Consider the following 18,376-nt stretch of genomic DNA (forward strand, 5'->3'; position numbering starts at 1 on the left):
TTCAAAGGCTTTCAGATGAATCTTGACCAAGCCCTGCAAACCTTCATCGCAGAAAGTCGCGAGTTGTTGGAGGATATGGAAAATGCTTTACTGAATATAGAACACAAAGATGATAAGTCTGAGGCGGTGAACGCGATTTTTCGTGCGGCGCATACGATCAAAGGCTCGGCGGGTTTGTTTGGACTCGATCACTTCGTTAGTTTTACCCATGTAGTGGAAAGCTTGCTCGATGAAGTCCGCGACGACACATTGGAAATTAGTGAGGGACTAATTGTTTTATTACTGTCTTGCTGCGACTACCTGTCGGGTATGACAGATGCTTTGGAAAACGGTCAAATTGAAGCTGATGCCGAGATGCTGCAACAAGGCGAACCCTTACTGACTCAGTTACACCGGTACTTGGATACCGATAAGGCAGGCAAGACAAGCGAAGCTGTGTCTGGCGGTGCAATGATCACACAGGAGCAAGAACCGCTAGAGAGAATTGGTGAGGAGCCAGGTCACAATGATCATTGGCATATCTCCTTACGATTTGGGCCGCAAGTGCTGCAAAACGGTATGGATCCGATTTCTTTTTTGCGCTACTTGGGCAAGATAGGTCGCATCGTCAGGATCGTCACCATACCGGATGCGATACCGGTCGCCGATGAAATGGATCCTGAAATTTGCTATTTGGGATTTGAGATTGCATTCAGTACAGAGGCCGACAAAGCCACTATCGAAGCGGTGTTTGAATTTGTGCACGATGATTGCGCCTTACGCATTTTGCCGCCGAATAGTCGTATTTCAGAATATCTGCAATTGATTGCGCAGTTACCGGAGCGACCCGCTCGTTTGGGCGAAATTCTGGTGCGTTGTGGCAGTATGACCGAGCGAGAATTAGAGATCGCCCTAGTGGCACAGGCAGAAGCAAATACAAAAGCAGAACCGCTAGGGAAAATTTTGGTAGAACAAGGTAGCGTGCAACCGGAAGTGCTGGATGCGGCCTTAGCAAAGCAGAAAAAAGCGAACGATCAAAAACCACAAGAGAGTAAATCGATCCGTGTCGATGCCGATAAGCTCGATCAATTGATTAATCTGGTGGGGGAATTGATTATTGCCAGTGCCCGCGCCAATATGATAGGTCAGGATTTACAGAACGTCGCTTTGCAGGAAGCTACCTCGACTTTGTCAGGTTTGGTCGAAGACGTGAGAGATGCGGCGCTTGAACTACGTATGGTAAAGATTGGTGCAACTTTCAATCGCTTTCAACGAGTGGTACATGATGTTTCACGCGAAATTGGTAAAGATATTGGTTTGGTCGTGAACGGTGAAGATGCCGAACTAGACAAGACTGTCGTTGAAAAAATTGGTGATCCTTTGATGCATTTGGTGCGTAACGCCATCGACCATGGGATAGAGTCTAGCGAGTTACGTTTTGCCCGTGGCAAGCCAGCTCGAGGTACGGTCAGCCTAAATGCTTTTCATGATTCCGGTAGCATCGTGATCGAAGTCAGTGACGATGGTGGTGGCTTAAAACGTGACCGTATTCTGGCAAAGGCGATAGAGCGTGGATTGGTCGATCCCGAGGATAAATTAAGTGACAGCGAAATATACGGTCTCATTTTTGAGCCTGGATTTTCTACGGCTGAAACCATTACCAATCTTTCCGGCCGTGGTGTTGGCATGGATGTCGTCAAACGCAATATTACCGCGCTGCGTGGCAGTGTCGGCATAAACAGTGAAGAGGGAATTGGTACGACCGTGACGGTGCGGCTGCCACTGACCTTGGCCATCATTGATGGATTCTTGGTGCAAGTCGGAGAGTCAGTGTTCGTCATTCCTCTCGACATGATAGAAGAATGCATAGAATTTTCCGCTGAGACGGGGCATGACTATACCAACTTGCGTGGACAGATATTACCTTTCATACGATTACGCAATATGTTTGGGGTTCAGGCAGCTCAAACACGTCGTGAGAGTATTGTCGTGATCAAACATGGTGATCAGCGTGCAGGCTTGGTCGTCGATGTTTTACTGGGTGAATTTCAGACTGTCATTAAACCATTGAGTCCGATGTTTAACGGTATTGAGTGTATCAGTGGCTCAACCATACTGGGCAGTGGTGCAGTTGCATTAATTTTGGATATCGCCAGTTTGTTTAAATCAAACCGACATCAAAAGCATCTAGGCAACCAGGCTCAGTTAGTGGCTTGATTTGCTTGCCTATTTTGGAGTGAAGCATTAATTAGAATTCGGACCGTAGTCTTAATCAAATACAGGTATTGATTAAGTTAAAAATTGTGATCCAAAACGTAACGACATTACTTAGATTTTCTTAGCAGAATTTTTCACGGAGACAAAAGATGAACTTCACTACACTCAAAGCAAAACTGATACTAATTGCATTGATTAGTACATCCGCCCTGATCGCCAGTTCGTTCATTGGCTTTACTGGCATCAAATTAGGACAGCAAAATATTAATGAGGTCGGTGCGGTGCGCTTACCATCAGTGCTTGGTTTGGAAATCGTGAATGAAGGACAAACCGCCATGAAAGCGGCGAATTTAGAAACAGCGATTTGGGAAAATGATTACAAGGCGCACAGCCATTTTCAAGATGTCGTGAAATCTAAAAAAGAAGTTTGGACTCGCATAGAAAAGGGTTGGAAAATCTACGAACCACTACCTCAGACTAAAGAAGAAGAAGTATTGTGGAAGCAGTTTGAAAAAGAATGGGCAGCATGGAAGACTATGGATGCCAAACTGAGCGACATTATTGATGCATTGGGTCGCAACAGCGGGGAAAAAGAACAGAAAGAATTGTTCGCGAAATTTTATAAACAATACTCAGAAAGCGAACCTCTGTTTCATGCCGCCGAAATCACACTCGATAAGATTGTCGACTTGAATATCGGCATCGGCAATGAGACCGTGAAACACGCTGAAAAAGACGCGGCATCTTCTGTGTGGACTATGAGTATCGTGAGTATCGTTGCGCTCGTCTCATTGATACTCGCAGTCATCTTGATTGCACGCAGCATCATGAAGCAACTCGGTGGTGATCCCGGCTATGCGGCTGAAGTGGTAAATCTGGTGGCTGCTGGTGATTTGACCGTCGAAATTGTTACTAGTGCCAATGATAAAACGAGTCTGCTAGCCTGCATGAAAACCATGGTCGCCAAATTGTCGCATGTGGTGAGTGAAGTTAATTCTGGCTCAGAAGCTTTAGCCAGTGCGTCGGAAGAAGTGAACGCTACCGCGCAATCCTTAGCACAAGCGGCCAGTGAGCAAGCGGCAGGCGTAGAAGAAACTAGTGCTTCGGTAGAGCAGATGACAGCCTCGATTGCACAGAATACCGAGAACGCTAAAGTAACCGATGCGATGGCTAGCAAAGCGGCGATGGAAGCGGCTGAAGGTGGTGATGCAGTGCGCTCCACGGTGGCAGCGATGAAGCAAATCGCCAAGAAAATTGTGATCATTGATGATATTGCCTATCAAACTAATTTGTTGGCATTAAATGCAGCGATTGAAGCAGCCCGTGCAGGTGAACATGGTAAAGGTTTTGCGGTGGTCGCAGCCGAAGTGCGTAAATTAGCAGAACGCAGTCAGGTCGCTGCGCAAGAGATAGGTGAAGTGGCTGGTAGCAGTGTTGAGTTGGCAGAAAAAGCCGGTAATTTACTGGATCAGATGGTGCCTAACATCAAGCGTACTTCTGATTTGGTACAGGAGATCACCGCTGCATCCGAAGAGCAATCCTCTGGTTTGAGTCAGATCAATACCGCGGTAGGACAGCTTAGTCAAACCACGCAATCGAATGCCGCTGGCTCTGAACAATTAGCTTCGACGGCTGAAGAAATGAGTAGTCAGGCAGAAGAGTTACAAGAGACTATGTCCTTTTTTAAAGTGGCAGGTGGTTCACACTCGACAGCGAAATCAAATCAGCGTCGTCATACCGGTATACCGTCAAGGATTACGGAAAAAAAATCAGATAAGGGTGGTAACAGTGATTTGCGCGGTTTTTTTAAAGATGCTGAGCCGGATGAAAGCCAATTTACTCGGTTTTGATGAATACGCCACGCGCATCTAAATAGGGATCATCATGAATGCATTGATCAAATCAAGTAAGCAGACAAATGGCATGACAGCGACGGTGTCTGAGCCTACTCAGTACCTGACTTTTATGTTGAGTGGTGAAGTCTTCGCCATCGGTATTTTAGGAATTAAAGAAATCATAGAGTATGGAGGGCTAACTACCGTACCTTTGATGCCCAGTTGTATACGCGGCGTGATTAATCTAAGGGGCGCCGTAGTACCGGTCATGGATCTGGCGGCACGTTTTGGCAGGCCCAGTAGCGAAGTCACTAAGCGTACTTGCATCGTCATCGTTGAGAGTGCAGGGCCAAACGAAGGAGAGCAGCAAGTAGTTGGGGTGATGGTTGATGCGGTCAATGCTGTGTTAGAAATTGCTGCTAGCGATATAGAACCGGCGCCCGCATTTGGTGCTCGGGTCAGGTCCGATTTTATTTCTGGTATGGGCAAAGTCAATGGCAAGTTTGTGATTTTGCTCGCCATAGAAAATGTCTTGTCGATTGCAGAAATCGGTGCTTTGGTGACTGGGGCTGAATTTGCCATGACTGAAAAAACCAAAGATGATTAGTCGACAAGTAAGGAATGGTAGCTAAGATGGCTAGTATTCTGATTACCGATAAGGAGTTTTCGCAGTTTCAGCGCTTTATTTTTGAAATCGCTGGAATCTCTATGTCAGATGGTAAGAAGGCGCTGGTGAGCGGTCGGCTTGCTAAGCGTATTGCACATCATGGTTTGGATAGCTACGGCGCTTATTTCTCTATGCTGACGAGCGGCAAAGAGCCTGCTGAAACCCAAATGGCGATAGATCTCTTGACCACCAATGAGACCTATTTTTTTCGGGAGTCCAAGCATTTTGATTTACTACGAGAATTAGCGCTGGCTGCCAGAAGCAAAAACGCAAGTTTTAGGGTGTGGAGTGCGGCTTGTTCGACGGGGGAGGAGAGCTATAGTATTGCCATGGTGTTGGCGGATGTATTGGAAGACAAACCTTGGGAAATTCTTGGTACGGATATCAGTTCGCGTGTGCTGCAACGAGCTAAGCTTGGGCATTATCCCATGGAGCGTGCTACGCAAATTCCACAGAATTACCTGAAACGTTTCTGTCTTAAAGGGCATGATAAAGAAGCGGGTACTTTGTTGATAGAGCGCAGTCTGCGACAAAGAGTGCAATTTTTGCCCATGAATTTGAATGTTGCCTTTCCTCAGATTGGGATGTTTGACGTCATTTTTTTGCGTAATGTCATGATCTATTTTAATCCCGAGACCAAACGTAAAGTCGTGGCGCGCGTCTTGCAACATCTTAAACCAGACGGCTATCTTTTGATTGGACACTCAGAGACTTTGAATGATATCAATAGTTCAGTGCAGGCTTTGGCACCGTCGATTTACTGTAAGATTTAATCAAAAGTAGAAGTAGAAGCATGTATGGATGAGCATAAAAAATTTGATGTGTTTTTGTTACCGGGTGAATTTTTCGTTGGAAATTATCAATACACAATTCGTACTTTATTAGGATCTTGTGTCTCAATTACTTTGTGGCATCCACACAAGCGAATAGGTGCTATGTCACATTATTTGTTAGCGCAACGTTCTGGTAATACAGAAAACGAATTGAGCGGTCGTTATGGTGAAGAAGCATTAAACTTGATGTTGGAACAACTTGCAAAATTGGGTGTTAATGGTAAAGAGTGTCAGGCAAAAATTTTTGGTGGTGGGCAAATGTTTCCAGGGCGACCTGATTCAGACGTGGGCAAAAAGAATGGTGATGCGGCGCGTTGGTTGTTGCAAGAACGCGGGATTACTGTCGTGTCAGAGAGTTTGTTTGGTGAAGGGCATAGAAAAATCGTTTTCGACGTCAACACAGGTGATGTCTGGAGTCGTCAAGTGAGTCCGACTAGTATTGTTCTGCCACAGAAGAAGGAAACCATATGACAAAAATCAAGGTCATGATAGTCGACGATTCTGCTGTCGTGCGCCAGGTTTTGAGCGGCATACTTAACGCTGCTCCCGGTATCCAAGTGATCTATGCGGTGGCGGATCCCTTGTTGGCAATAGAGCGTATGAAAGTGCAATGGCCGGATGTCATTGTGCTCGATGTGGAAATGCCGCGTATGGATGGCATTACCTTCCTAAAAAAAATCATGCTTGAACACCCGACTCCCGTCGTTATTTGTTCGACCTTGACCGAAAAAGGCGCCAGCACTTCGCTGGAGGCCTTAGCTTCCGGTGCCGTCACCATTATCACGAAACCCAAGCTTGATTTGAAACAGTTTTTGAAAGACAGCACCGAAGATTTAGTCTCTGCCGTGCGTGATGCTGCCGCGGCAAATGTGAACCAATTGGTGCATAAACGTACCGCATTACCTCTCGTGCCTGTAGCGAAAAATACGGCGGATGTCATTCTGGCGCCAAGTGATACTCGCGCCATGATACAGACCACAGAAAGAGTGGTGGCGATAGGCACCTCCACAGGTGGTACGCAGGCGCTGGAAGAAGTGCTGACAGCCTTACCGCGCGTGACTCCCGGCATAGTCATCGTGCAGCATATGCCTGAGAAGTTTACCGCAGCCTTCGCTGCTCGCTTAAATACCTTGTGTCAAATCACGGTGAAAGAAGCAGAAAATAATGACCGCGTTGTACAAGGTCGCGCCTTAATTGCACCGGGTGGTAAGCATCTGTTATTGCGCCGCAACGGTGCGCAATATTTTGTTGAGGTGGTCGATGGTCCGCTGGTAAATCGTCATCGTCCATCGGTAGATGTTTTGTTTCGGTCCGTCGCCAAGTGTGCGGGAGCCAATGCACTTGGTGTGATTATGACCGGAATGGGCGATGATGGAGCTGCCGGCTTGTTGGAAATGCGCAAGTTAGGGGCGCGCACTGTCGCTCAGGATGAACAAAGCTGCGTGGTTTTTGGTATGCCCAAGGAAGCAATTAAGCGTGGTGGAGTAGAAAAAATCGTACCCTTAAATACGATATACAAAGAAATTTTGGCGCAACTGTCCTCCTTTACCGCATGAGTATTTCTATGAAACTGTCAGCCAGGCCTCGCAACAAGCTTCAAGTGCAGTCACAATTATTCCTGTGCAAGGAGCGGCAATGAACCCCTTCGTAAGTCAAACTGTGATGGTGGTAGAAGACAGTGCAGTGCAAAGGGCGCATCTGGTTGACTTGTTACGGCAACTACAATTCCAGACCATATTGGAAGCGAGTGATGGTAATGAGGCCTTACGCGTGTTGGAGCAACACGGTAAAGCGCCGATTTTCTTAGTACTGACGGATCTCGAAATGCCGGGCATGGATGGCATAGAATTGACGCGGCAATTAACCGAATTGCATTTGACACAAAATCTGATCGTGGTCAGTGCGCGTGATCCTCGTCTGTTGGAGATCATAGAAAACATGGGATCGGAAGATCCCTCTATCGGCTTACTCGGTACTTTATTAAAACCTGTGCGTCGTGATGATTTATTGCTGCTATTAGATAAAATCGGACAAACTAAGCAATCAAAAGCAATCGCTCTGGAAAACAAACCAGCATGTTTAACTGAATTAAAGCAGGCCCTGGAACAGGGGCAATTCATATTGCATTACCAGCCCAAGATTTCTATGCGTTCTGGTTTTATTAAAGGTGTAGAAGCATTGGCGCGCTGGCAGCACCCGGAACGCGGCATTATTTCTCCCTTTCATTTTATTCCGGCGATGGAAGGCAGTGCACTAATGGAGCCATTTACCCTGGCGATTGTCGATCTGGTGCTAAAGCAATTACAGAGCTGGCAAGAGAGTGGCTTACCTTCGATGACGGTATCGGTTAATTTGTCGGCGGATAATCTGGCCGACCGTCATTTTATGGATTTACTGGAGGAGCGCGTTAAAGCACAGGGCATAGAGCCACATGCCTTGATTTGGGAAGTGACCGAAACCATGATCATGAATAATATGACCCAGGCTTTAGCCAATTTGGGTAGGCTGCGATTGAAGGGTTTTGGCTTGGCGATGGACGACTATGGCATAGGTTATTCTTCCATGCAGCAATTATCGCGCTGCCCATTTACTGAGCTTAAGATAGACCGCATTTTTGTCGATGGTGCCAGCAAGCGACCGAATCGCCATGTCATTTTAGAGAACTCGATAGAATTGGGTCGTCGCCTAGGCATTACGACTGTTGCAGAAGGCGTGGAGAAAGAAGAAGATTGGCAGCTCTTGAATAAACTTGGTTGCGATTTGGCGCAAGGCTATTTGATCGCAAAACCCATGCCCGGTAATGAAATCTTAAGCTGGGTCAAAAATAACCGGGCACGTCTGCGTGCCCTGGTTGCAGGCAACGCGGGCAATAACGAAAATACCAAGGCATTGGGCTAGCGCGCAAATTGCCGTGGCTTGTAGACTTATTGCAAGTGCTCAGCTATTTTGTTGAGCCAGGCAGGGCGCTCATTAGCGTCTATCCAATATTTCACCGCGATGCCCAGTTCGGTATCGCCTTCGATTTTTAAGCGACGCCGGAAGAATAAAGTATCAGCGTCTTCCAAGGCAGTTGCCAGTTTTAAAAAATCCATGGCACAGGCGCTCAGGCTGACGTCGCTGGCTTGAAGTGGGATGGCTTTAAAGCGGCCATGGTCACAACGAAAACATAGGCGTAAGCCTAGGTCTTCGACCTGAATTTGAAATGTTCTGCCGTAGAGATTTTCTGGTGCGATCAGCCAGCTGCGTTGTCGCGCCAGTTCCAACATCAACATGAGCGGCGCACCCGCCACAGCTGAGGGCAGACGTTGGCCGATTTTGCCAAAGACTTGGGGAAAGCGGAAATCAGTGAAGTTCATCATAGGTGAATTTAAATTGCTTGAATCGGAATGGTTTGCCATTGCATGCCAGAGCTGCCATTCCAATAACCATTGCAGCGCTCCGCTTGCGGCGGTAAGAATGCGGGTTCAATTACGGCGGCTTGCTCACCTTGGCGGGCGGTATCGAAGGCGTGGACGATTTGTTCCATATGTTTAGATTGCACTTGCAGACGCATGACATCGACTTGCAAATTCTTCAGGCTAGGAATTTGCGGGCTTAAATCCAGGCAATTCGCGCTTTGCGTTTGTATGCCGTTCATCGTCAGAAATTCGTTGTGCTCGCGGGTTTGCAGGGCCAAGCCATCGGGATAATGTTCGCAGCGAAATTCGCAATTGTCTTTGCGCAGGCGATGATGACGCGCTGTGAAGCAGCGTGAAGAAAAAGCGAGCGCCATGCGTCCCCAGACTTGCACTTCTGTTTCTAATCCAACTGGTCGTTGCGCCTGCAATGCTGCCAAGTCCGCACCACTGAGTTCTATCGGTGGCGTAAAGCGCATCGCCCCTAATTCACGCAGCCAATTCAAGGTGCCAGTGTGATACACATTGAGATGCGGGCCAGCAACAAAAGGCCGTCCTTGCATCGCGCGCACGGCACTAAAATCATTCGCCTCTATCAACAAATCTTCAGCAAGCGCCGCATCAATTAATTTATGCATGGCACGTCGATCTGCTTCGTTATCAATTAAGGTTAAGGTCGAAAGAACGACCTGCTTACCTGCATCACGACAAGTTTTTGCCAAACTAATCCAGTCAGGTAAACGCATCACATGCCGACGCGAACAAACGACTTCGCCCAGATAAATAATGTCCACTGGCCAGTGCATCGCCTCCACATAAAAGCGCATCGTGGCTTCTTTAGACCAGTAATAAGACAGTGGTGCGAGTGAGAGTTTCATAGGTTCTTTAAGTTTGTATTTTCAAGCAACGGGTAAAGCGTGGTGTCTAAATAGCGATGTTTTGTAGGGCGGGTGCAACCCGCGCCGCCAGAACGTAATGCACGCGCGATCAATGTAAGTACACGGCTGGTTTTACCTCATAGGCGCTAACCAAAAAGCAGAAAGTCAAAACCAAAACCTCTCAACACAGGTAAGCAGCATGCTGCGCACCAGAGGCGCAGAGAAAGGCAGGAGAAGGCCAATATTATCCAATTTTCTTCAGCTAGACATTTCCTCTGTGCTTTCTCTGTGTCTCTGAGCCTCTGTGGTTAGTGGTTTTAGAATTTGGTTAGCGCCTATGGGGTTTTACCCGTCCGACGTTGTCTTGTGCATCTTTAAACTGTGCATTTTCTGAACCGTCCTCACTTCTGAACCTCCCTCACCCTAACCCTCTCCCGCTTGCGGGAGAGGGAACTTTTTAATTCGTGTTAATCGTGTTCAGAAATTTAATGCATACTCCACACCAAGAGTAGTTTAGAAATTCAATTTCAGGGATGCAGTACAAGGCGCCAAGCACAGCAATACGTCGGTATTGCGAGCATTGGCAACGCCGTAATGCGCCCTGAAATTGAATTTATAAACTGCTCTTATTTCCAGGGCCGCTCAAATGCGCCCTGCGTCACCTGCGCCCCCTCAGCGTGTTTCGCCAAAGTTGCATTCCAATCCGGCTTTGCCGTATATCGCTCAGGATCACGCTCTGCCGAATCGAGCGCGGCTCGTAAAGTGCCTACCACTTGCGATACGTAATTCGGACTGCGTTGACGCCCCTCAATCTTGATCGCTTTTACGCCCATTTTGAGTAACTGTGGCAGTAAGCCTATGGCATTCAAACTGGTCGGTTCTTCTATGGCGTAATCGATTTGCCCTTCCACTTCAAAACGGCCTTTGCACAGCGTGGGATAACCAGCCGCTTCGTTCGGTGCATAGCGGTCGATCAAGGTGCCGCTCAAACGCGCGGATAAGACTTTGTCTTTTTCTTCCCAGCTGACGGCATGAGCGGGCGAGCAAACGCCTCTATTGTTGGGCGAATCGCCAGTGACATAACTCGATAACAGGCAACGTCCTTCGGCCATGACGCACAAACTGCCAAAGCCAAATACTTCAATTTCAACATCCGTCTGACGAATGATTTTTTCAATTTCGGTCAAGGTCAATACGCGTGGTAACACTGCACGGCGTATGCCAAATTGCTCGCGCATTAATTCAATCGCATCGACGGTAGTCGATGAACTCTGCACGGATAGATGCAAACGAACATCCGGATAACGATGACGTGCATATGCCATTAAACCGGGATCGGCCAAAATGATGGCATCAGCACCAAGCAATACGGCGGTGTCGACGGCGGTGTGCCATTCATGTGCGATGCGCGCTTGCGGGTAAGTATTGATCGCGAACAGCACTTGTTTGCCGCGTTGATGGGCGTATTCGACACCTAGGCGAATGTCGGCATCGGTGAAATTTAATCCACCAAAATTACGGGCATTGGTGGCATTGCGTAAGCCTAAATAAACGGCATCGGCACCTTTGTCGACGGCCGCTTTGAGTGCGACTAAGCTGCCTGCGGGCGCTACAAGATCGAGTGTTTTCATGCGCCAGATGTTAGCGATACAGGCGCTCAGCGTCTTTGTCTTAAGTCAATGAATTGTGGTCTGCGTGCATAGAAATCGTCTTTAATTGAAATACACTTAACTAAGCTGCCTATTTTTTGAGCTATGATTGATTAGGGCGTGTTGACATAATATTTAGGCATGCGAATGAGTCGAAATGAGCGCAGGGCTAGGCTAACGCTATGGGAAAGTTCCCTTGCAAGGGAACTTCGTTACGTCAGCGGACAGCATGCTGTCCGAAACCCTGACTACACCGCAAGCTGCGCGGTAGTGCGAGCACTATGAGCAGATTGCAACAACGCCATGCGCTCATTTCGGCCATTCCCGAAGGGTTCTTGTCAAAACGCACGATGGACAGCGTTGCATCTCTTGCTGGGGCGGCCAGCCGCAGCGGCGAGATGCGCCTTGCCATCCTGCGTTTTGTCAAGAACGCATTGCCTAAATATTATGTCAACACGCCCTAGGTTCACTGCTTTTTACTCGATTCTCTCGTTGTTGATTCGCCTGTATTTAAGGAGCCCACGATGAATAAATTTAGATTTTTGCCACATTCCGCTTTCAAACTTAGTGCTGCTTCATGCATGCTTCTCAGTGCTGCTGGCTTACTTAATTTTCCCTTGAGCGCGCAGGCGCAAACTAAGGCCAAGCCAGCGCCAGCAGCAAAGAGCGCAGCACCGGCGAAAGAGGTTGTGCAGGTGGTAAAGCCGCCAATCGCATTGGCCTTTATCGATGTAGCTACCAGTGCCAGTGATATGCCTGGCGGTAATTTGATGACGGGAGCAGCGCAGGGCGCACAGTCTGGCGGTGGCTTTCTGGGTGCTTTGAGTGGCATGGCGAAAGGGGCTGTTGCTGGTAACAGCGATCGTGGAAACGTATTCGGTAGCACCCATGCCATGGGATTTTCTAGTGGCAAATATGTCGATGTATCGGTCTACACCACGAAAAACCCGGGTTTAAGTGACGCAAAACAGATGATCCCCAGTGTGATGAATCTCGGTGAAAGCTTGCAACTGAATGCACCAGTGCCAGAAAAAACAACGCACGTGCCAGTTGATGAAACGCCTATTGAGCCGACCTACGAAAAACCCAAAGGTAAAATTTCTGTGTATTGGGGCTGCGGTGAAACGATACGCCCGGGGCAGCCACGTACTTTAGATGTCGCCACCGCCTCGATGGAGGACTATGCGAAGTTCTTTGTAATGCGTGGCAAGACCACCAAAGGCGCGCGCTGGCAAGCTGGTAATCCGGCATGGCCAAATAAAATTGACGATCGTAAAGTTCCCGATACTGCTTCTTTGGTCGGGCAGCATCAATTTGTCGGGAATGGCATACCCGAAAGTTTCAAAGTGAGTTTAGGTGCGCCACAAGATTTGATGCCCGCAATCGAATTGCAACAAACCAAAAAAGAAGGTGCCGTTGCTTTGCAATGGAAAAGCATAGCGCACGCTCGTGGCTATTTTTTGGCGGTGATGGGCGGCCAAGCTACAGGTGGCGATAGTGGCGAAATGATCGTTTGGACATCGAGTGAGTTGCCCGATTTTGGATTTGGCTTAATGGATTATCAGTCGAATCAAGACATTGATAAGTGGATTAAAGAGCAGGTGATTTTGCCTGCCAGTGCGACGCAATGCGCAGTACCCAAAGGCATATTTGGTGAAAGTGGTGCTGGCATGTTGCGTATGATTGCCTACGGCTCAGATGCCTATTTCGCTTACCCACCACGCCCCGAAGATCCGAAAATTGCTTGGGAACCTGATTGGCAAACCAAAGTGCGGGTGAAGTCAGTATATGGTTCTATACTAGGTGGCATGGGTGATATGGGCGGCAAGTCCAAACCACAGAAGGAAGAAAAGAAACCGAAAGCGACTGATTTGTTGAAGAGTCTTTTTGGAAATTGAGTTGTATACTTCAAATGCCGCGCTAGGGCCGCGCTAAAGCCGAGACAGGGCAGCTTGTTTAATAGCTTGATGGGTAGCTCAAAAGTTCATCAAGCCGACGTACTAAACAAACTGCCAATTGAAGTGCTACCTTGAATATTCACTGCGACTAATTTCAGAAAGGACTGCAGATTTTCAGCGCTGGGATCGCCTCCGCTTTTTTTCACAAGGGCATTGAACGACTCTTGTAAATTGCCCAAGCCAGAATCTTCACTCTTATTGTTATCGAGTTGGGTAATCAGTTTTTGGATGCTGTTTTGTAGCTTGTACGAGCTACTTGATTGATCTAGTTCGATGCCTGCTACTTTGTTCTCGGTACCATTTGCTGAATTTAATCCGGGTAGATTGGACAGTAAACTAGAGGTGAAATCTGATCCTGCCTGCTGACCATTGTCTGAAGAAAAGAAAGCGCTGATATCTTTGGCCGAATTGATTTGGCTTAACACTTGGCGTACCGCTGCGTTTAATTCACTGTTGTTGCTACTAGCTCGGTCATTAGCTTCGACCTGATTTGCAGAACTTGTTTGACTCGCGCCAGCTGAATTGGTGGCGTAAGTAGTTTTCAAGTCTTTTATCGTTTGAAAATTACTGGTACTGAGTGGTGTGATAGCCATGGTGCTTACTCCTTGCGAGATGTGGTTTGTTCCGTCACCAATTATTTCGCTTAATCGACAGTCACTATCATCTGACAAATCGCCGTAAATTGAAATGGCAATATGCCTATATTTTGAGCAGTTTTAAATTTACTAAGTTTGAAATCCTCAGTCGCAGCAAGATCATTCAATTTTAGTCATAATGACGCCACGCTATGTTGCGTATGCATGATTTATATTAGGAGATCTAAAGTGATGAAATCCCGTTTCAGCTTAGGTGCCGGTACTTTGGCACTCACATTATTATCTGCCACCATTGCTTCCTTAAGTATTGCGCCGGCTTATGCAGATGCACCTATGGTTAAGACAGCGGCTCCCGGCTACTACCGCGTAATGCTAGGCGATTTTGAAGTCACCGCTTTGTCCGACGGTACTGTAGCCTTACCTATGGATAAGTTGTTAACAAATACAAGTCCAGAAAAAACGATCAAGTCTCTGAAAAAATATCACTTGGATACGCCAGTACAAACCTCTGTTAATGGCTATCTGATTAACACCGGAACTAAGTTAGTGTTGATCGATACTGGTGCCGCCAGTCTATTTGGTCCCACGCTGGGCCGTCTGGCAAATAGCTTAAAAGCCGCAGGTTACACACCTGAGCAAGTCGATGAAATCTATATCACGCATATGCATGGCGATCACGTCGGTGGCTTAATGAAGGGTGATCAAATGGCTTTTCCAAACGCCATCGTTCGTGCAGATAAACACGATGCAGACTATTGGTTGAGTCAGGCAAATTTGGATAAAGCGCCAGCCGATGCAAAAGCTAGTTTTCAAGGTGCGATGGCATCCTTGAATGCATATGTGAAAGCAGGAAAATTTAAATCTTTTGATGGCGACACTGATTTGGTGCCGGGCGTGAAAGCTATTGCCGCTCGGGGACATACTGCTGGACATAGTATTTATCTGGTAGAGAGCAAAGGTCAAAAATTAATGTTGTGGGGCGATCTGATGCACGTCGCTGCCGTGCAATTTGAAAACCCTACAGTCACTATCGCATTTGATAGCGACAGCAAAGCGGCGATGGCCCAAAGACAGAAAGCTTATGCAGATGCGGCTAAACATGGTTATATGGTGGGTGCGACGCATATATCGTTCCCTGGCTTAGGATATATTCGTAGTGAAGCTAAGGGCTATGCCTGGATGCCGATCAATTATGTACCTGTGAAGTAAACTGAATATATGAAGCTGTGACGATGAAGTGAAAAGGAAGTACGGAATATCCATGTACTTCCTTTTTTCATCGCTAGTCGTCAGAATCCACCGTTTTCGCTTTAATTTTTCTCGATTTTTCACACTTATGTCGTCATTTACTATTCGCCCTATTCAAGCCAATGATAACGCTGCTATTGCTGAAGTTATCCGCACTGTTTTGATAGAAATGGAAGTGCCCAAAGTCGGCTCTGCTTATGCCGATCCTTCACTCGATCATTTGTATCAACACTACCAAAATGATCGGGGGGCTTATTTTGTGGTGGAGCAAGATGGTGCAATCATTGCTGGTGGTGGCATCGGCAGTTTGCCGGGTGAGGATACAGCCATCTGTGAATTACAAAAGATGTATATGCTGGCCAAGACGCGTGGTCAAGGTATAGGCACGGCCTTGATACAAAGCTGCATTGCAGCTGCCCGGGAGTTGGGCTACAGCCAATGCTATCTTGAGACTATGCCAAATATGTTGGCTGCACAAAACCTGTATAAAAAAACGGGTTTTGATTATGTTTGTAAGCCTATGGGCAATACGGGACATACGGCTTGCCCAGTATGGATGCTCTTGAAATTTTGACCGAGATTTTCAATTAGGATTTGAGATGACGAGGGATGCACTTTTCGAGGCAGTTTTGGTGCGAATGAGGCGCCAATAGCGAGCTATTGGCAACGAAGAGCAACAAAAATGACCGAAAATGCGCCCTCGGCGCTCAAATAGCGCCTTCGGCGCGCCTAATGAAAATCTCGGATCAATGCCTGGGTAAAAAATTATGGCAAAACAAGTTCGAATTGAGCGCCATTGCTATTGGATAGATGTATGTGACCGGTCTTGCCCTGGTTTTGGTGTAGGGTGACTACGCGCTGCGCTAAGCGTAATCCTAAGCCCGTGCCATGTCGTGTCACCGGGCTATTATCTCCATGATGCTCGAGTACCGTCTGGGGAAAGCCATCGCCATCATCGAGTATTCGAATGAATAATTGTCCAGAATGCTCCGCTACTGTGATTCTGATTTGATGTCGGGCATAGCGCAGGGCGTTTTGTATCGCATTCGCTAAAACCATATGAATTAAGGTTTTATCGTAAAACCATAAACCGGGGGCATGCTCGACATCACTCGTGACAACAATTTTATTGTCAATGCTTAGGCCAGCAGGAAGACTCGCGATCAAGTCGGCGACTAATTCTGCGGGATCTTGTGGCTCTATTTGCACATGCAGATTATGGGTTTCTGATTTGTAATAGCAAAGCAGACCACTTAGAGTCCCAGAGGCTTCCAAGGCGACTTGCATGCTTTTAAAATCACCACGAGACTCGGCCTCTGCCGCTAGTTGTGCCAGTTTATTTTTGACGTCGTGTATCGTCAATGCCGCAATATCGGCGAAATCCTGATTAGTATTATCGTGTTCCATCGATTGCGTGCTTACTCTACTGATTCGGTTTTGTACTTGCTCTGAACCTTTGCCAACAGCGCATTGATTTCTAATAATTTGGGATGCTGATTATTCTTTTTGCTGACGGTATCTTGAAATTGCTTGGCCTGCATAGACTTCGCCACGTCGTAGCCATTCATTAAAATGTCCATCAAAATAGAGAGCGCCGCGTTGGACGCGATTTGCAAATTATTGGGTAAGCGTAATGCCGCTTCAGTCAGCATTTTTGACGCCTCATCGTAGAGTCCCGACTTGGCTTTTTGTACGGCATCATTGTTTAGATTGACGACCTCTTTGACGGAATTGTCTATCAGTTGTTTGGCCGCATCGAGGCCACCATGATCTTTGAAAATAAGGCCTATGTGATCTTGTAATTTTTGTGAGTCTGGATTGTTTTGCACCACATTCTTTAATATTGCCATCGCTTCGTCTGTTTTGTTATGTGCCATGCAGGCCTTGGCAATGGCCAGATTGGTGGCTTCCGATATACCTTCTTCGGCTTGCATTGCGATCGCCAAAGCTTTTTGTGCTAGATCACGATTCCCAGCTTTTTGTTGAGTAACTGCTTCAACGGCGGCGACTAGTTTCAATTCATGTGACTCTGTGAAATTGTCTTTGGCTTCTTTAATAATGCCGATTGCGCGTTCTAGTTCTCCGGTTTCGGTCAATGCGTTGCAGAGTTTTGCATAGTCATTGGAATCGCGTAGTGGTGAATTTTTGGTTTGTTTCACGACGACGGATAAGGCCTTATCGACACGAGCATAGTCTCCAGAGTCTTCCGCCAATTGCGCAATTGAACGCTGCCTTGTCAGTGAATGCGGTGCTATGTTGCAGGCATTATCTAAAATTTGTAATGCTTTAACGCTGTCGCCAGCTTCAGTATGTATACGTCCCAATAAATCGTAGGCGGCTAACAATCTTGGGTTTTCTTGGATAACAGTTTCCAAAATTTGTCCCGCTTGTTCGCCTTGTCCTTTGGATTTTAAAGCTCGTGCAAGGCCTAATTTCGCCCAAGGCATTTCGCGCATTTTTAGCGCGTTCTGATAAAACACAACTGCTGCGTCGAACTGGTTTAAGCTCATCAAAGAATTCCCTTTGATACGCATGGCGTCAACAATATATTTGTCTTTGCTGGCGATGATCTCGTCGCAGGCTTTGATCATGCCTATCCAATCGCCGAGATCTTGCAATTTGTCGACGGTTGCGAGGCGCGCTTTGCGCTCTAACAAACGTTCAAGACGTATCTTCAGTGTTTCGCCTGTAAATGGTTTTAATAGGTAATCGTCAGGCATACACTCAGCCGCGGTAATTACGCTGTTAAATCCAGTTTCCGCGGTAATCATGATGAATAGTGTGGCGCGGCTAATCGCATTGGTACTGCGCAGATATTCGAGAAACTGTTGGCCGTCGGTAGAACCGCCCAAGTAATAATCACATAGGATGACATCGTAAGTACGTTGTTGAATGTAGTTGAGCGCTTCGCGTACATTCGAGGCCAGATTGACATTGGTAATGCCAAGCGCCTGCATCTGATTGCGCATGGTCGTGCGCATGTCCGGCATATCATCCAGTACAAGAATTTTCTTGTCGGAAAAGCTGATCGCGGAAGTAGTTTGTAATCCTGGTAGCGCCATAATGTTTCGTAGACCCTATAAAAATCAACGACAAACTAGTGATGAAAACTGGTAGAGAC

The 18,376-nt window shown here is 47.1% G+C and carries 17 protein-coding genes; 11 read left to right on the top strand and 6 right to left on the bottom strand.

What is annotated here, in order from left to right; genetic code table 11:
• The first annotated feature begins 15 nt into the window (after positions 1-15).
• The 7 genes from AC1RR2_RS05895 (at position 16) to AC1RR2_RS05925 (ending at position 8,429) form a co-directional block, all read left to right on the top strand.
• Positions 16-2,196 (top strand): chemotaxis protein CheA, encoded by a 2,181-nt coding sequence (locus tag AC1RR2_RS05895; protein WP_493221372.1) that lies wholly within the window; start codon positions 16-18, stop codon positions 2,194-2,196.
• A 149-nt stretch (positions 2,197-2,345) separates the two neighbouring features.
• Positions 2,346-4,046 (top strand): methyl-accepting chemotaxis protein, encoded by a 1,701-nt coding sequence (locus tag AC1RR2_RS05900; protein WP_493221373.1) that lies wholly within the window; start codon positions 2,346-2,348, stop codon positions 4,044-4,046.
• Between the two features lie 34 nt (positions 4,047-4,080).
• Positions 4,081-4,638, top strand: coding sequence for a chemotaxis protein CheW (locus AC1RR2_RS05905; protein WP_493221374.1), 558 nt, complete (start codon positions 4,081-4,083; stop codon positions 4,636-4,638).
• 26 nt (positions 4,639-4,664) lie between these two features.
• A complete protein-coding gene (locus tag AC1RR2_RS05910) occupies positions 4,665-5,471 on the top strand; it encodes a CheR family methyltransferase (protein WP_493221375.1) in 807 nt (268 codons plus the stop codon).
• Between the two features lie 24 nt (positions 5,472-5,495).
• Positions 5,496-6,002, top strand: coding sequence for a chemotaxis protein CheD (locus AC1RR2_RS05915; RefSeq protein WP_493221376.1), 507 nt, complete (start codon positions 5,496-5,498; stop codon positions 6,000-6,002).
• Positions 5,999-7,087 (top strand): protein-glutamate methylesterase/protein-glutamine glutaminase, encoded by a 1,089-nt coding sequence (locus tag AC1RR2_RS05920; protein ID WP_493221377.1) that lies wholly within the window; start codon positions 5,999-6,001, stop codon positions 7,085-7,087. Before AC1RR2_RS05915 ends, AC1RR2_RS05920 begins: the two co-directional genes overlap by 4 nt.
• Before the next feature lie 79 nt (positions 7,088-7,166).
• Entirely contained in the window at positions 7,167-8,429 is a 1,263-nt protein-coding gene (locus AC1RR2_RS05925; RefSeq protein WP_493221378.1) for an EAL domain-containing protein, read from the top strand.
• Positions 8,430-8,455: 26 nt separating this feature from the next.
• On the opposite strand, the gene ubiT is transcribed toward AC1RR2_RS05925, so the two are convergent.
• The 3 genes from ubiT to ubiU form a co-directional block, all read right to left on the bottom strand.
• The gene (ubiT, locus tag AC1RR2_RS05930; protein ID WP_493221379.1) at positions 8,456-8,890 is read right to left on the bottom strand and encodes a ubiquinone anaerobic biosynthesis accessory factor UbiT; all 435 of its coding nucleotides are present in this window, start codon (positions 8,888-8,890) and stop codon (positions 8,456-8,458) included.
• Between the two features lie 8 nt (positions 8,891-8,898).
• Positions 8,899-9,804: a ubiquinone anaerobic biosynthesis protein UbiV gene (ubiV, locus tag AC1RR2_RS05935; protein WP_493221380.1), complete on the bottom strand. Its 906-nt coding sequence runs from the start codon at positions 9,802-9,804 to the stop codon at positions 8,899-8,901.
• 626 nt (positions 9,805-10,430) lie between these two features.
• Positions 10,431-11,435 (bottom strand): ubiquinone anaerobic biosynthesis protein UbiU, encoded by a 1,005-nt coding sequence (ubiU, locus tag AC1RR2_RS05940; RefSeq protein ID WP_493221381.1) that lies wholly within the window; start codon positions 11,433-11,435, stop codon positions 10,431-10,433.
• Between the two features lie 299 nt (positions 11,436-11,734).
• Here ubiU and AC1RR2_RS05945 point away from each other — a divergent pair, with 299 nt between their 5' ends.
• A complete protein-coding gene (locus tag AC1RR2_RS05945; RefSeq protein ID WP_493221382.1) occupies positions 11,735-11,917 on the top strand; it encodes a hypothetical protein in 183 nt (60 codons plus the stop codon).
• A 60-nt stretch (positions 11,918-11,977) separates the two neighbouring features.
• Complete coding sequence (locus AC1RR2_RS05950) at positions 11,978-13,351, top strand: hypothetical protein (protein ID WP_493221383.1); 1,374 nt, start codon at positions 11,978-11,980, stop codon at positions 13,349-13,351.
• A gap of 89 nt (positions 13,352-13,440) precedes the next feature.
• Here AC1RR2_RS05950 and AC1RR2_RS05955 read toward each other — a convergent pair whose 3' ends face one another.
• Entirely contained in the window at positions 13,441-14,004 is a 564-nt protein-coding gene (locus tag AC1RR2_RS05955) for a hypothetical protein (protein ID WP_493221384.1), read from the bottom strand.
• Between the two features lie 234 nt (positions 14,005-14,238).
• Between AC1RR2_RS05955 and AC1RR2_RS05960 the strand changes: the two genes are divergently transcribed.
• Positions 14,239-15,216, top strand: coding sequence for an MBL fold metallo-hydrolase (locus tag AC1RR2_RS05960; protein WP_493221385.1), 978 nt, complete (start codon positions 14,239-14,241; stop codon positions 15,214-15,216).
• Between the two features lie 127 nt (positions 15,217-15,343).
• A complete protein-coding gene (locus tag AC1RR2_RS05965) occupies positions 15,344-15,829 on the top strand; it encodes a GNAT family N-acetyltransferase (RefSeq protein ID WP_493221386.1) in 486 nt (161 codons plus the stop codon).
• Between the two features lie 191 nt (positions 15,830-16,020).
• Here AC1RR2_RS05965 and AC1RR2_RS05970 read toward each other — a convergent pair whose 3' ends face one another.
• Both AC1RR2_RS05970 and AC1RR2_RS05975 read right to left on the bottom strand, forming a co-directional pair.
• A complete protein-coding gene (locus AC1RR2_RS05970) occupies positions 16,021-16,662 on the bottom strand; it encodes a sensor histidine kinase (protein ID WP_493221387.1) in 642 nt (213 codons plus the stop codon).
• Between the two features lie 11 nt (positions 16,663-16,673).
• Positions 16,674-18,317 carry a response regulator gene (locus tag AC1RR2_RS05975; RefSeq protein WP_493221388.1) on the bottom strand — a complete coding sequence of 548 codons (1,644 nt, stop codon included), beginning with the start codon at positions 18,315-18,317 and terminating at the stop codon, positions 16,674-16,676.
• Positions 18,318-18,376: the final 59 nt, after the last annotated feature.

This window comes from Undibacterium sp. GW821-FHT11H02 (assembly GCF_058808015.1).